Annotated in this window: 10 protein-coding genes; all 10 read right to left on the reverse strand. The window is 39.3% G+C overall.

Going from position 1 to position 16367, the window contains the following annotated elements; all coding sequences use genetic code 11:
• Nucleotides 1-243: 243 nt before the first annotated feature.
• Nucleotides 244-2289, reverse strand: a complete 2046-nt coding sequence (locus EL17_RS01460) for a CehA/McbA family metallohydrolase domain-containing protein (RefSeq protein WP_205623512.1) — start codon at nt 2287-2289, stop codon at nt 244-246.
• A 74-nt stretch (nt 2290-2363) separates the two neighbouring features.
• Nucleotides 2364-3446 (reverse strand): glycoside hydrolase family 43 protein, encoded by a 1083-nt coding sequence (locus EL17_RS01465; RefSeq protein WP_035069174.1) that lies wholly within the window; start codon nt 3444-3446, stop codon nt 2364-2366.
• Nucleotides 3447-3634: 188 nt separating this feature from the next.
• Nucleotides 3635-4498 carry a sugar phosphate isomerase/epimerase family protein gene (locus EL17_RS01470; RefSeq protein ID WP_035069094.1) on the reverse strand — a complete coding sequence of 288 codons (864 nt, stop codon included), beginning with the start codon at nt 4496-4498 and terminating at the stop codon, nt 3635-3637.
• Nucleotides 4499-4500: 2 nt separating this feature from the next.
• Nucleotides 4501-5616, reverse strand: coding sequence for a Gfo/Idh/MocA family protein (locus tag EL17_RS01475; protein ID WP_035069097.1), 1116 nt, complete (start codon nt 5614-5616; stop codon nt 4501-4503).
• A gap of 84 nt (nt 5617-5700) precedes the next feature.
• Nucleotides 5701-6369: a ThuA domain-containing protein gene (locus EL17_RS01480; RefSeq protein WP_240485910.1), complete on the reverse strand. Its 669-nt coding sequence runs from the start codon at nt 6367-6369 to the stop codon at nt 5701-5703.
• A gap of 137 nt (nt 6370-6506) precedes the next feature.
• Entirely contained in the window at nt 6507-7115 is a 609-nt protein-coding gene (locus tag EL17_RS01485) for a plastocyanin/azurin family copper-binding protein (protein ID WP_035069104.1), read from the reverse strand.
• On the reverse strand, nt 7112-10294 hold the full coding sequence (locus tag EL17_RS01490) for a PVC-type heme-binding CxxCH protein (RefSeq protein ID WP_051719709.1): 3183 nt from the start codon (nt 10292-10294) through the stop codon (nt 7112-7114). The genes EL17_RS01485 and EL17_RS01490 overlap by 4 nt, the downstream gene beginning before the upstream one ends.
• A 164-nt stretch (nt 10295-10458) precedes the next feature.
• Entirely contained in the window at nt 10459-11121 is a 663-nt protein-coding gene (locus EL17_RS01495) for a DUF3823 domain-containing protein (protein ID WP_240485911.1), read from the reverse strand.
• A 67-nt stretch (nt 11122-11188) separates the two neighbouring features.
• Nucleotides 11189-13084, reverse strand: coding sequence for a RagB/SusD family nutrient uptake outer membrane protein (locus EL17_RS01500; protein WP_035069109.1), 1896 nt, complete (start codon nt 13082-13084; stop codon nt 11189-11191).
• A gap of 16 nt (nt 13085-13100) precedes the next feature.
• Complete coding sequence (locus EL17_RS01505; RefSeq protein WP_035069112.1) at nt 13101-16235, reverse strand: SusC/RagA family TonB-linked outer membrane protein; 3135 nt, start codon at nt 16233-16235, stop codon at nt 13101-13103.
• Nucleotides 16236-16367 lie beyond the last annotated feature (132 nt).

Below are 16367 nucleotides of genomic sequence, written 5' to 3' on the forward strand. Positions count from 1 at the left end.
TGGGATACTTCTTCACTGGAGTTGCCTAACCGGACACATAATTTTCTATTGGTGTGCTTTAATGTTTGTTGTTTAATTTTAATTGTAGCATGGTAAAAATAGGGGCAGATAACAACCGACTTGCCCTAACCACCCCATATATCTCTTTATCAGAAATATATAAAGCCCTAGGGCAGGATCAATTGCTATACTAGATATTAACCCATTAATTAAATGTTTTCATAATTCTAAAAGAAAGAAATTTTATTCCAGCCATACTGTTTGGGTAAAAGCACCGTTTACTGCCACATCCCAAACTTCAGCACGTACCCATTTTTGATCTTTTAAATCAATCATGAAATTATAATATTTGTTACCAAAGGCCTCGGTTTCACTTAAATCTAATTTTTTACGGTGAACATCTTTACCATCGCCGAATATAATTTCTATAAAATTGAGAGGGAAAGTCCAATCTATAAATATGCAAATTTCGACCAAAGCATTGTCGCCCAGCCGAACTGTTTCTCCTGATTTCTTTCCGTTAACAGAAAATTTGGGTAGCAAAACTTCTCCGGTAGACACAAAAAATTTCCCCTTTTCCATAGCATCCAAAATCGGCTGCCACCCATCTTCAAATTTTGGAAGTTTATCCATCTCCAAATAATTGATATTCATGTGTCCGTAAATTTCATAATCAGGTTCCAACTTAAAAAGATCTGCTTCTCCTATGACATATTTTTGATGTCCCCAATTTGCCATATCATCTATAAGATCCAGTACCCGCTCCCCCATCCGGGGAATGGACAAGTCTGCGGGTATGGATTTCCAGGCCGCTCCCAAAAATCTGTCTGAAACAAAAAATCTTTCCTTATTGTACTTATCTGGAAAGCCGGTAGAACCTTTTGTTCGGGCATGGGCAGTCCAGGCAAGACCTTTTTCAAGTTCCAAGAGACGAAGCATTTCATCTTTATTGCCAACCCTATAAACTTTTCCATAAATAGGATGATCCTCAACAAAGGGTTGATCATCATTTCTTGACATTATCCAATACACCGGTTTAGGGAAAATATTCATCCAATGGCCACCAAAATGGCTATTGGGTTCCTCTCCAGGTAACATAAGAAAATCTCCGCTTGATAACCTGGAGCATTCCTCAAACATCATTTGAAATTCAGGTAAACGGCGAGGTCCATCATCTCCAGGATTTCCAGCCAGATGAAATTCTCCCAAATGCATAATATTTACGCCCATCTTTCTCAAAGCCTTTACATGACCCGGAATTTCTGGAATAGGTTTATGGGTTAAAACATCATCAATATGCTCTGTATGGAAATGACTTGCCATAGTTTTAAATCCATCCAGAGGCTTATATCTGTCACTATGCGTAAACTCCTTAACCTTAGCCAAAGAACTTCCGTCTTTCCCCCTACTTAAATAACAAAAAAAGTTTAGCCTCTGCTCTGTACCAGGAGGAGCATTAAACCATGGGACATGTCTTCTGTCACCCAATAGGTCATGCCTTATCCCTATACCAAAACCAGGCTCCAAATCCCTATACCCCTCACCATACCATACATGCTGTAAGTTATAGGCATTATCCAAAGGATAAAAGTATTGATGGGGAGGAGGAAATACCGCAATACTTCCGGTAGAGCTTTCCCCAATGATGGTTCGGTATTTAACCGGAAGGTTCTTCGAACATGTGACTTGGTTATTAAGTCTAAATGACTGTAGATAATCTTCTGTGTCCGACCAAAATATCTCTTTCCAGTTCTCTTTGCCCGAAGTAAATCCAGCATCATAAATAATAGCTTTTTCATTTTCCGGTGTGGCCATTACCGCCGCCATATTGACCAGTGCACTGCCATGGTAAAGGACTATTTCCAACCTACCCTTAAAAGAACCGGCTGAAGCTCCATCTATTTGTATAATGGTTCTTGCACCATTTTTAGAAACCTTTAGCGCTCTTCTATCCAGTATCACTTTATAAGCATTATAAGGTTTATAGGCAGTCCTATCAAAAAAGATGTTCCACCCGCTCTCTTTACTGAGGTCTCTTTGCCCTTCAGTAAGGAAAAAAACAGGATCCAGTTCCGAAAATATCTGTTCAAAGCTATCTCCCGCACTGAGCTGTATGTTTTCAATAAGTGGCTCTTTTACAGAAAGATTGAATCTTATGCTACCTCTTTCATTATTTTCTATTGGCCAAGTAATTTCTACCCATTCTTGATTTACCACTATATCTTCATGATGCCCATTTTCGAGGGCAGAAACATCAACTATGGTCTGGGCTTGGGCCCATCCGGTCATTAGCAACAACATTATCAAACATTGCCAATTTTTATATATTGTAGAAGTAGACATATTTTGAGAAATTGTTTATCTTATAATAATGCTTCTCCTGAAGGTATTATTAAAGGCTCATTGGGGTCTACGGGAGTTCCAAAGTCAGGACTTCCATCTTCATTCCAGTGAAAACGCTGTAATCTTATGTCTCTATTCCAGCCCGGTTTCGTGCTTTTTTTGGAATGGTACAAAATCCAGTCTTCCGTACCATCGGGTGATTTTGCAAAACTGCAATGTCCTACACCGTATACCTGCGCAGACCCCTGAAATACAGGTCCGCTTTTTATCCAATTTTCCGGAAGCATTGGATCTGAAGATGGATTTTCCAACCATAACTGCCCTAACCTGTATTCTTTTAGCCAAGATTCTCTGGTCGAATAGATGATAAAGGTTTTTTCTCGATGCTTTAAAATCTGAGGACCCTCTATGAGGTCAAGGTCACCGCCGGTTTCCCATGCTTCTTCCGGTGATGATATCCTTACCCTATTACTGCAAATGGTCATTGGATCACTCATTTCGGCCATATATAAGTGCTTTGCCGTTTTATCTGTTTCCCTATTTTCTTCCCATCCAGACCAAACGGCATAAAGCTTCCCGTTATGTTCAAAAGGGGTAAGGTCTATGGCCCATTTCACTGTGTTTTTATCTTTGATATTGTCCCCTGTATATAGCATTCCTTTATCTTCATAGGGCCCGAAAGGATGATCTGTTGTAGATTTCAACACACCGGATCGCTGGTAAATGAAAGGACTGCCTTTTTTGGCCCCGGCAGTGTAATATATATACCAGTGGCCCCCAATATAATGTAATTCTGGTGCCCACACATTGAATTGGTTCCAACCTTCATCAGGTGTCTCCCATACTTTGACCATTACACCTTGGTCGGTTAATTTATCTGAACGAGACACCGCTATTCCATTCTCCGACGCGGCACAATAGTAATATGTCCCGTCTTTTTCAAATACCCATGGATCTGCACCGTCCCTAAGGGGATTGGTAAAGGTAGCCGACTGGGCTAACCCACTCAAAAAATAAAAAAAACATAATACAAAGAAGATCAATGTTCTTGTGCCATTAAGTGACCTGTCTAAGAAACTACCTTTTTTTATATCACGGATCATATTTATTTCATTTTTATTGTAAACGGGCAATTCATTGATTGCTACCTTCTTTTGATAAAAGAAGATATGCCCCATTTATACTTTATTGGAATGCACTGATAGGGCATGCATATGGATGAAGAGAAAAACCAAGTAAGGATAGCTGATGAAAACAGGAATATATATCGGAACAGCTATCCCTTGGTGTTTTATCCCTTTTTTTGCTTAAATATATTTTTATAAAAAGCCAGCCCTTCTTCGGCCAACTCGTCGGAGCTATTGGCCAAAGGCCGCCAAATACAGGTAGCATTTGCTATTTCTTCGGAAACAGCTCCAAATGTCTCGATCACTACTGCTCCATCATATTCAATTTCATGGAGGGCCGCAACGATATCCGGCCAATCCAAATTACCGGTGCCCGGGGTGCCCCTGTCACTTTCATTGCCCTGAATATGGCATATGAGGTCCTTCCCGATCTTCCTTATGGAATTCCCGATATTCTTCTCTTCAATATTACAATGAAAAGTATCCAGTTGGATTTTTAGATTGGGTGAGGCGACTTCCTGTATGAGTGATAATGCCTGATCAACAGTATTGACCATATCACTTTCAAACCTGTTCAATGGCTCCAGGCCTAGGTATATCCCATTATCTTTGGCAAAATCACTTGCTATACGGAGGTTCTCTATACAAAAATCACGTTCTCTTTTTTTCTGATCATCTGATATAAACCGTGTTTTCCCCACAGCTGAATACAATGGCCCACCAAATATGGGACTATCCATATAGGCAGCAATCTCTATACAATCTTTTATGTATTTAAGGCCGTTTGCCCTAATCTTTGGGTCTAAAGAGGAGATATCCCTTTCTGATCCAAAAGCACCGCTTATAGTACATTTTAGATCAGACACCTTGATTTTTTCCTTTAGAACCTGAAAATCAATCAATTCCTTTTTTTCTACCGGTATTTCTATAATATCAAATCCCATCATAGAAATTTTATCCACTAAGTGAAAAGAATGGGTATCAAAAGGAGATACCCATAGAAATGTACTCACACCGAATTTTATCATCGTCAATCAAAATTGGGTATCATGATTCTTTCGCCTCCTTTCATCGCCGATTCATGTGCGCAAATACCGGCAGAGGTATAGTTGGCGGCCGTAACCGCATCGACTGCAGAATCCCTTCCTTCAATAATGGCCGCTACAAACTCCTGTACCAAATGGGGATGGGAACCGCCATGGCCAGCTCCCTGGAGAAAGGAAACATGGTTGGGATCATCAATTTTTTCTCTTTTGGTAAAATGTTTGATCGGTTCAATAAGCAGCTCATCCGTATCCGGTACGTCAATCCTTCTGGCATTTTCCCCACCATCAAATATGACATGGCTTTCATCTTCCAACTGCTCCCACTCAAAGGACATTTTGGTTCCATATACATCATAAGATTCCCTGTATTGCCTTACAACATCAAACAGCGATCTGGTTGCCTCTGCTATTACATCGGAATTTTTTAATGTGAATGTGGCCGTTTCTACGGCAAATGGAGAACCGTATCTCTCGGCAAGGTCATCTGACAACCTTCCCGAACCATGACAGACCACAGAGTCGGCCGTAGTATTGTTGATCCTTAATAGCGGTGAAATAGCATGGGTTCCATTAAGCATTGGAGGGAAGCCCTTCCAATATTCTGCCCATCCCTCCATACTCATATCCTGTATGTGGGATCCCCTGACAAATTGAATTTTGCCAAGCTTTCCACTTTCCGCCAAATTTAATCCATAGAGAAATTCTCTGGTATAAAGAGCCGTTTCCATCATCATGTATACCTTATTGCTCCGCTTTTTTGCCTCTACTATTGCCTTACAATCTTCCACGGTCATGGCCATGGGAATAGTACAGGCAGTATGTTTATTGGCCTTAAGGGATGCCAAAGTCATTTTGGCATGTTCCGGTACCGGTGTGACCACATGAATGGCATCTACATCCTCCCTTTTATACACTTCTTCAAAATCTGTAAAACATAAGTTTCGGTCCAAATTAAATTTAGCTGCCAAATCATTTAAAGTATTTTGGTTGCGTGTACATATCCCTACAGATTTGATATTTGGATGATTTTGATAAATCGGTATAAATTCCTTTCCAAAACCCATTCCGATGATAACCACAGTAATTTTTTGCTGACTCATATTAGATTTTTATTGATTATTAAGTATTACGAATATTGACTATTTTTTAGTAGTTCATGTGTTCCTTGCTGCCGGAACCCCCTTTTAGGGCATTTCTCTTTTGGCCGCCCACATAAAGGCATTTGTTAGTATAGTTTGATAAGCCTCTAGCTCATGCGATGCTTCATCATGTCCCAGTGCAATGCCCACTATCCTGGAACTGGCATGTTTTACGATAAAAACCGATGGAAAAGTACCGGAACTTTCTGAACTTGCCGCTGCCAATACCTCTATACCTGGCCCTATTGGATCTACATTGAAATAATAAAGCTCATCTTTTAAACTGAAATTTTTAGGGACCCCCCGGGTTACAGGATGTTTTTCATTAACTACTTCAACCTTAAATTCACCATACCTATCATGGCCCCGGGAACCACCGCTTACCAATATTTGATTATATTCAGGCCAATCCTTCCAATTATACCAGAGGGCAGCATGACCTAAAATAAGGCCTTTGCCCTTATTGGCAAAAGCCATGATATCCCTTCTTGTTCTATCGTCATCAATAGGTTGGTTATTGGTCAAATACAACACATCACGATCCCGTAGATAATAGGAAATAGAATCCACGTTCTCTGTATATATGACATCGGCCAAACCATCTTTACTTAATGTATTTTTATCTGCCTCTTTGTACCATTTTTCAAAATCATGCGAGGAGCCACCTCCTACTATCAAGATTTTAATAGGCCCAACATTGTCAGTTTTTGGCATAAAAGAACAAACTGAAAAAATCAGAAGTCCCATTATGTAAATCACCGGCGAGGATTTGAAAAGGTTGCTTAACATGCTATTCCTATCCATTATGGTTTATTTAAATTACTGTTATATTAGTTATTCCCAACTTGAATTTATTTCGCTTTTTTAACTCTCATAATCCCGTTCATCATGCGCCAATGCCCGGGAAATGTACAGACAAATGGATAGTCGCCGGGCTCTGAAGGGGCTGTAAAATTCAAGGTAAAAACTTCAAAAGGATCCAACATTTCGGTGGCAAATAATACTTCGGCCATATCCGGTACATAGTGTTTTTCAGAGGCCTTGGGATCCCTGACCATGGCATCTGCAGCAGCGCCCACTTTATTGAGCGTGCCCGGCTTTACTATCAGTAAATTATGTTGCATCCCATCCAGGTTATCCAATTCCAAAATTATTTTATCCCCTGCCGTAACGGTAAACATTTCCATATTGAATTTCATCAGCTCAGGTACAATTTCCATTAATATGGTAGTTGGTGCATCTGCATTGACCTTTACCAAGGGTTCATTTATTCCGTTAGAATTAAATTCAATTAAAGCTGACTTTTCGGGAAAAGATTGAACCAAATCCATATACCGCGAGGTGCCATTTACCCCACATTGAGTGATGTTATTGTTGGCAGGATTGTAGCCATCCCCTGTTTTGGGTATTAGGGACACCATTCCCATTGTCATTAAAATAAATAAGCTATTTTTGATCATATTTTTATTTTTTTGAGTGTTAATTGAATATTTCTGGCATTCCCTTCAAAAGCAAACTCTCCTTCATAATCTGCCACATTGGTATCACCACCGGTATCTCTTCCGGACCGTACGCTAGGAGATAGCAGTGCAGAAAACAAACCTGCGGCTTTTGCTTTGGCCACGACTTTATCGTTTACCAGGATACGCATTTCCCCCTTGGCATCTAAATGGGCAGTGGTTTCAAAATTATCAGGCAAATCAATATCAGAAATGGCTCTGAACCTTTTACCGTTCTGGTTTACTATAAAATGCAATTTTTTATTTTCTATAAAGAAGGTATACCCATTGTCTTTATTTCCTTGAGCTGCTATCACACCCCTAGGAAATTGATCTCCCCTTGCGGCCACATCTGCTGATATGGCGATTTCTTTATGAATAAGATCAAGAGAAAAAAGCAGATTACTTCTCCGTCCGAGCTCATATTTTTCACTTTCTACCGACGTTGATAATCTTTTAAATAGATGAGATGGTTTGTTATTACCTTTATCATTTGCAGCAGCTTGCAAAAAACTTTCTTCGTGCTGACTTGCTGCCGCAAAGAGGGCTTTGGTCAGCCAATCATCTTTTTCATTTTCGGGCAATAAGCTGCTCCTGTAAAGCATTTCCCCGACTTGCTCTCCGGTAGGCATAGATGCTAAAGCCAAGATGGCATGCATTCTTACATTAAGGTTTATATCTTTTGTTATACCGGATCTATAAAGCGCTTCGACACTCTTTTGGGTTTTTGGTAAGACTTCAATGGCAGCTTTTCTTACTCCAGATGCCGGATGTGCCAAAGCTTCCACAGCCACATTAAAAGCCGTATTGTTATCACCATCCAAAGCCTTTAATCCTTGTAATGTCCATAAGGCATGTACGGCAGGACTATTCAAGCCTATTTCGTCCAAGTCTTTGTTTTTAACTATTTTATAGAGGTCATTTAATATATCATCATTACCGGATTCTACCAGTAATCTCTGAGCTGTCATTCTCCAAAACATATTATCATGTTTTAAAGCTTTCACTAAACTCTGAGGGTCCTCTTTGGATAATACCAAAGGATTGTAAGGTTTTGACCCCTTGTACGATACCCTATAAATTCTGCCATGATTTGTATCTCTAAGTTCACTATGAAAAGCATTTCCCTGGCCATGTGGTTGATCAGTAAAGGGAAGGATCATTCTGGAAGGAGCTTGTCTTTCTACAAATACATTATGCTGAATTATAAAATTGTACCAGTCCGCTATCCAAACGGCCCCATCCGGTCCAACTTCAGCCTGAACTGGCCCAAACCATTCATCTGAGCTTGCCAATAAATTCCATCCATCTGATTCTTTGAAACCGGCACCTTCAGGTTCAATTATCGCATTATGTGTCAACCTTATAGTAGGCTCACTGACGAAAGCTATCCTGTTCCAGTATTCCTTTGGATAATCTCTAGCTGTATAAAGTTTTATGCCTGCAGCTGAAGTAAATCCACCAACAACATCCACTTGCCGCAAATTTGGTGTCATGGCGTGGGCATCATAATGCCCGTCTATTTTTTGAATAGATTGAATAGAATAAGGGGGGGCCGGGTTTCCCGCTTCAGCATCGGGAAAATGACGCTGTAAATATTTTGCAGGGATGGAATAATAAGCAGCATGGGTATTATTCGCTGTAGATATAAACACGTTGTTATCTTCTGAAAAACCAAGGCCCCATGTGTTGTTACTTGAGCTGGCCAAATATTCAAAATTACTCCCATCTGGGGAAAAATTATATAACCCTTGGGAGAACTGCCATGGTTTGCCATTGATAGTGCCATTGAACCCTGAGTACCCTGTCACTCCCCATATTTTATTGTCAAATCCATATTGGAGGTTAGATGGTCCTGCATGCGTATCGTTTTTCCCCCAACCTGTCATGATAGTTTCAAACAGATCGGCTTTGCCGTCCCCATTAGTATCCTTAATAAACACAAAATCTGGCGCCATGGACACAATAACACCCCCATTAGCAAACACCATACTGGTGGGTATATTCAGGCCTTCGGCAAATACAATAAATTTATCAGCTTTTCCATCACCGTTAGTATCCTCACATATTTTGATTCTATCATTGGCCTGCCCATCTGTTTCTTTAAAAGTATTGGGATAATCCACTGATTCAACTATCCAAAGACGTCCTTTTTCATCCCATGCCATGGCAATAGGGTTTTGTATGTCCGGTTCGGAAGCAAAAAGGCTTATCTCAAAATCAGCAGGCACCTGTATCAGTTTCTGGGACTCTTCAGCACTTAATGCCTTCTGTATCCTTGGAACTTCATACCTCTTAGTAAAATCAGAAATAGGTTCATCATAAATAGAAACATTAGGGATTTCCAAAGCATCTATTTGAGCCTTAACCTGATCCCCTATAGCCCAAATAATACCATTTTCTACTAGTTTTAGAAAATCCAGATTTTGCCAAGTGCTATCATTATGTCCATAAGCAGTATAAAAAACTCTACCTTTACCCTCTTCCCTGGTCCAAGTGTAGGGTTCTTTATGACCTTTTTCTTCCCTTTCCATCAGTATTTGGATATCAGGATTAATATTACTGTGCAAATATGTTTCGTCCCAGGTAATAAATTCGTGAAGGCCCTCCATGACCACATGATGAGGATCGGATATTTTAGCCTGAAACTCATCGGTGCCATGAGATTCAAATTTACCTCCTACAGTATTTATGTACCATTCTGAATTCCCAAAGCTACCGGCAGCAGAGTGTAGTGGAATAAGGCCTTTACCACCTTCCACAAATTCCCTTAATGATTGTTCCTGATCAGGTGATAAATAATCATGGTTAGCATAAATGACGAGTCCATCGTATTTGTCCAGGTTTTCTTTGGTTAGATCTTCTGTACTTTCTGTGTAAGTCAGGTTTATACCTCTATTAAATATAGCAGTAGCTAACCAAGGGGCATACCTACCGGAATCATGATGATCACTTGAATGACCCAAAAACAAGATTTCAGCTCTTCTAGGTTTAGTGTCCATATAATTAACGCTGTCCGTGTTGCTATTTCGGACAATGGATTTTTCTGAACAATTGACTAAAAAGGCGGAGAATAAAACCCATAGAAAAGCTTTATTTCCACAAGCAAGTATTTTATAAATTAGATTATTGTGATGCATTGATGCTATTACAAATGGTAAAGAAAGATTTTTAAATGTATTTGTTACTTCTAGGCTGTTTCAGATTTCAGGCATATCATCCGAGAATGATTTTCAATTTCTTAGCATTGGACTTCAAAAAAAGTATGCCCACGAGAAGATTATATAACTTTCGTGGGCATCACCTATATATTAAATCTCTGAACAGGGGAAAAAATGAGTTGTTCAACACCTTGAATTTTAACCCCAATTCTTGCATAAATAAAGTTTTGTCCCCGAACCAAATTAGGCATTTCAAGACTTAAATTTACATTGCCCATATCCTCAATATCTGCAGCTGAAAGATTTCGAGAAGCCAGGTTATAATTACCTCTATTGTCTACAAACATGGTCTGATTTACATATAATGAAACCCTTTCCACATCACGGGCATTCTCACCCATAATGATTTGTTCAATATTAGCACTTGCATTAAATACTGAACCTTCCAATACTATTTGAGGATTTCGTATCATGTAATAAGGCATCACTTCAATGTCTAAATTAGTGTTGCCATTAACATTTACCACTATCGTATCGGATTGGGTTTCTGGATTGGTGATCATCCTAAATGGCCCCTGGTTTTGCCTGAACATTAATTTGTATTCTGCATTAAATAGAGATGCGGAATATGATCCATCTTGGTTCATGATTACATCTATCCTGTTTTTCAACTGCCAGCCCGGTTCCCAAAGCTCTAGGTTAACCTCATTTATTGCCACATTAATAGGTTCTCCCTGATAAACTATATTTCCTGAAAGTATGGAGGAAGGTTCATCATAGTTATCAAATTCACATGAATACAACATGCAAGAGTATAATAACATCATAATATATATATATCCTGATTTCATAAATTAATAAGTTAGTAGTTAATTATTGATTTGGATTGATAACTATTAATGGATTTCTATTTCTTATTTCATCATTGATGAATGAGTAATAGTTACCTATTCTAAATCTGTCGGAATTGGTTACCCTATTTGGCTGAACTATGTTATAAATCCATTTATTATGATCTGGACTTCCTGGACTATGGATTTTGTAAGGCCATAAGCCATAAACCTGTGTTTTTCTTTTTGTAGCTACACCAATATTCTGCACCAATGAATTAGCATCCATGTTTTGACCGTCCAAAATTAAATGGGCAATTCTCCATCGCTTCATATCCCAAAGTTCATGTCCTTCAAATGCCAATTCCATTCGTCTTTCATGAACTATTCTATCAAAAGTTATGTCTCCGGCAGATAGATCTGTAGTAAATCCAGCTCTTTGTCTGATTTCGTTTAGATGCTGTGCCGCTAAGCCCAGATCCCCCAATTCGAAAGCAGCCTCAGCGGCATTAAGTACTATTTCCCCTATCCTAAACCTAATGTACCATACATCACTCTGAGTGCCGATCTGTCCAGCTCCTGGTGTAGGGTCGATGTACTTTCTAATTAAAAATCCAGTTTGGGCAGTAAAATTAAACCCGTTAATAGGTCCATCAAATCCGACAACCTGCTTGTCAGTGCCATCAACCGTTTGAACCACTCCAGGTTGGTCAGCACTGATAATTTCTCCGTTTTGAGGTCTAAAGAGACCAGCCCAAATATCCACTTTATCATTACTTCCGCGATATGTGCTTCCTGGAAGCATTACAGTAGCGTACAATCTAGCATCCCTGCCCCTGAAAATATCCAATTGATCATCATAAACTATAAAGTTCCCGCTTGCATCCCTAATAGGAAAAGGGGAAAAGGAATTATTCCCTAGCAGTTCAAAAGATTGCACAAAATTTAAAGAAGGGTTGACCCTTCCTCCATTTACCCCATCTTCAGACATGGAGCGTGGCTGGTTTTCCAAAGTCCAATGATTTATTTTTCCACTTCGCAATCTAAAATCGTTTACAAAAATGGCTTCCGGATTCTGGTTTTTATCTATAAAAAGACTGGCAAAATTGGCAGACAAACTATCCGGATTTTTCATGTACAAGTGGTAATTGCCCATTTCACCCGATAAAAGTTGTAAAGATGCTTCCAATGAGGTAGTATAATATCCGTTTGCCATAGAAGCCGGAATTCCTACCTCTCCTCCCGGTAGGGAAACCTCAGGTGTACGTACACCGTGTTTTGCTATAGAACCCGCATAGAGTGCTGCCCTGGATTTAAGGGCTATTGCCAAACCTTTAGTAGCCCTATCCTTTATCTCTGCATTTGCAGGCAAGGCAGGTAATATGGCATCCATTTCTTGTAAAATAAAATCATAGATTTCATGTTCTTTGGCCCTTGAAACTCTTAAATAGGATGGATCACCGCTGAAATCATATTCTAAAGTCTGCAATATGAGTGGTACTCCTCCTACTCTTTTAACTGCATCAAAATAGACTGAAGCCCGTAACCATTTAACTTCCGCTTCAAAACGGCTCCTGACACCCTCATCCAACTGGTTGGCTATAGCAATCTTTTCCAGAAACAAGTTTAATTCCCGTACAAATCCGTAGTTCCACCAACCCCAGTCGCCATAACCAAAATCTTGGTTGCCATGCCTGCCGTAATCCTGAGAAGAGAACGCTTCATTGAAATTAGCGTGATCATGGACATTCCCGTTAATCTGCTGATATTCGGGATATCTTGCATAAAGGTCCGCCACAACTGACAATACTATGGCCGGATCATTGAACACTTGGTTATCTATCAAAATGTTTCTTGGATCCCTGTTTAGAAATTCATCGTCATTGCAGGAGGTACAGGTTACAATTACTGTAGCAGCAATCAATATATATTTTTTCATTTTAGACTATTTTAGGTTAGAAAGAAAGGTTGGCTCCCAGATTTATGATGAATGACTGGGGATACTGAAGTCCATTGGTATCAAACACCTCTGGATCAAGCCCTACTGATCTAAGGGGGTCTATTGAGAAAAGGTTGAAAGTATTTACAAAAACTCTCATTCTTTGCATATTAATTCTTTCTAGGATAGATGGAGATAGACTATAACCTATTTCCATTGTTCTCATTCTCAAATAGACCATATTAGTTAGCCAGCGATTAGAAGTCCTATAATTGCTATGTCCACCATTGTTCCATCTTAATGGCGGGTATTCTCCTGGAATCCATGGACTGTCTAAATTGAAAGGGTCTTCTCTCTCCCAGCTATTTTCGTAAAGGTCACGCAAAAGATTCCCCGTATTTTGGAAAGGGTTTCTCATTTCATGCTCTCTTAAAAATGAATACATAGTACCTCCAGAAAAATCCGCTGTCAAATCAAAATTCTTCCAGGCAAGAGTAAGGTTCAAACCATAGTTAACAATAGGGGTTCCAGACCTAGAATACCCCACAGGCCTCTCGTCCCTATAATCTATAATACCATCTCCATTTACATCATTATAAATGAAGTCACCAGGTAACAGCGATCGGTTGCCTTGCCCATCCATATTTACTGGATAATTGGCAATGTCATCCATTGAAGTAAATTGGCCAATTACTTCATATCCCCAATGAATTCCTGACCACCTGTCTTCAATAGAATTCCTATAATGTTCCCAGGAATTTCCCCATCTAGGCATGTAGGTAGAGATATTCCTATGCCTTGCATAAGACATATTAGCTCCTAAACCAATCTCTACACCCCGAATATTGTTCCTATAAAAAATGGAACCTTCACCTCCGATTACTGCGTCACTGTTAACATTTTCATCCGGTAAATCATATCCTATCTCCATAGGGGTTAAAATATCCCATCTTCTCCCCCTCAATCCTTCTCGTTTCCTATTGAAAAAATCTAGGCTACCGGAAATTTTACCATTAAGAAATCCATAATCAAGACCAATGTCCAAAATGGTACTGGTAAACCAAGAGATACTGGTAATAGGCACTCCCCTATCCCTGGCACCCCTGACTAGGTTACCACCGATAATCATATTAGAGGTACCATAGTTATAACCACTTCTATAATCAAATGGACCTATGCCCACATCATCATCTCCAAGCTTACCATATGAGGCCCTTAACATCAAATTATCCAAAGCTGTATTGCTAACTATTGAATTGAAAAAACTTTCGTTCGTTATTCTCCAACCACCGGATACAGAAGGGAAAAAACCCCATCTGGATTCAGGTGCAAATTTCCAGGAGGCATCATACCTACCGGAAGCTTCAAAGTAATATTTGTCATCAAAACTGTAATTTACCCTGCCTACATACCCTATTCTTGCTTCTTCATAATCGTTGTCATTGTAGGTATCCATATCCGCGAATTGAAGTAATGGCAAAGCATTGTTTGTAGGGACAGTATGGACCCAGGTATTTAATACTCTTCTATGAATCCTTTCGTAAACAAAGGTACCCCCTACTGTATGTTTATTAAAGCTATTGTTATAATTCAATTGTCCCTGTGTTACAGTTTCAAATACCTTATCATTGCCCCTTTCTCTCCATGGATTGTCACTACCTGCCGTTCGTCTGTATTCTTCTTCTGAATTTTCAGTTGCAGGGAAATAAGTATATACATCATAGGTATATTCATGACCATCCATTAGCTTATCTGCATAATAATAGGAATAAACCCCACGGGCTGTCAAGCCTTTAATGGGTATGTCATAATCAAGGCTAAAATTGGATTGTAACACTCTCCAATTTTCAGTCCAATAGCCCATAATATCCTTATTAGTCAAGGCCCAGTTTGCCGGTATTTCTCCTATTTGTGCAGGATAATTGGGATTGTCATTGGCATAAGGTCTTTCGGTTGGCCGATTTCGAAAAAGTGCAAAACGTGGCAACCAATAATCATCACCTCCCGGAACTCCAGGCTGATCCCTTGTTTCTATCCTACCATTTATTTGTACCCCTACTTTAAGTCTCTCAGTTATAGAAGCATCAATATTGGACTGTATATTCGTTCTGGCAAAAGTAAATTCCCTTCCTAATACAGAACTTTCATCAAATCTCGTCAATGATAAATAATAATTTATTTTATCAGATCCTCCTTGCGTATTCAAGTTGATCTGAGATTGGGGAGCCATTTCTCGAATAATAAAATTATACCAATCAAAACTCTGGTATCCAGGCTGAGTGCCCTGTCTCCATCTTTCCAATTCTTCAGGAGTGACATCTGTATTTGGATTTATGGCATTTAAATCGGCTGCCACCCTTCCACGGGTCCATTCATAGGCATTGACAGTCTCCGGAAACCGACTCCAAGTTTGACCACCATAATAAGCATCTAGGTTTACAGTAGGTTTAGTGCCCCTACTTCCCCTTTTAGTAGTAACTATAATAACGCCATTTGCGGCCCTTGATCCATAAACAGATGCAGCTGCATCTTTTAATACAGTAATGCTTTCTATATCTTGAGGAGATATATTATTAAATTGACCCTGATCTTTCTGGATACCATCAATTACAAAAAGAGGATTACCCATATTACGTATATTTATTTGGGCTCCCGATCCTGGCCTTCCCTCTGCCTGTCTAAATGCAACCCCTGGCAGTTTACCTGCTAATGTTGCACTGACTGTAGCAGCCGCCACCTTTGATATATCTTTACCTTGCACAGTAGATACAGCACTTGTAATAGATTCTTTCTTTTGTTCACCATATCCCATTACTACCACTTCTTGTAATTGAGAAAGGTCATCAGCCATAGTGATATTAAAGCTATTCGTATTTCCTACTACAATCTCTTGGGTTTTAAGACCAATAAAATTTATAATTATTACTGGGCGTTCTCCTGAAATTTCAAGACTAAACCTGCCTTCCAAATCAGTAACAGTTCCATTAGAAGTTCCTTTTTCTCGAATACTTGCTCCAGGTATAGGCTCCCCTGACGATTCTTCCACAACTGTTCCTTCAATTACTCTTACTTCCTGTGCATACACAGGCGTTAAGCCAAAATAAAGTAGCAAAATAAAGAGGCTACATAGTTTTGATAAAATTTTTCTCATGTTTTAGAAATTTTAGGTTATTGTTTATTTTAATATAATCCAAGGATACATACTCAAATTGAGAGGTTTCCTATTTAATTAAAAGGTTGTGATTAACACTACAACTTATGCAGGGTAAAGCTAAAATATCTA

It is taken from the genome of Anditalea andensis, assembly GCF_000714815.1.
In the GTDB taxonomy this organism is placed as follows: Bacteria; Bacteroidota; Bacteroidia; order Cytophagales; family Cyclobacteriaceae; genus Anditalea; species Anditalea andensis.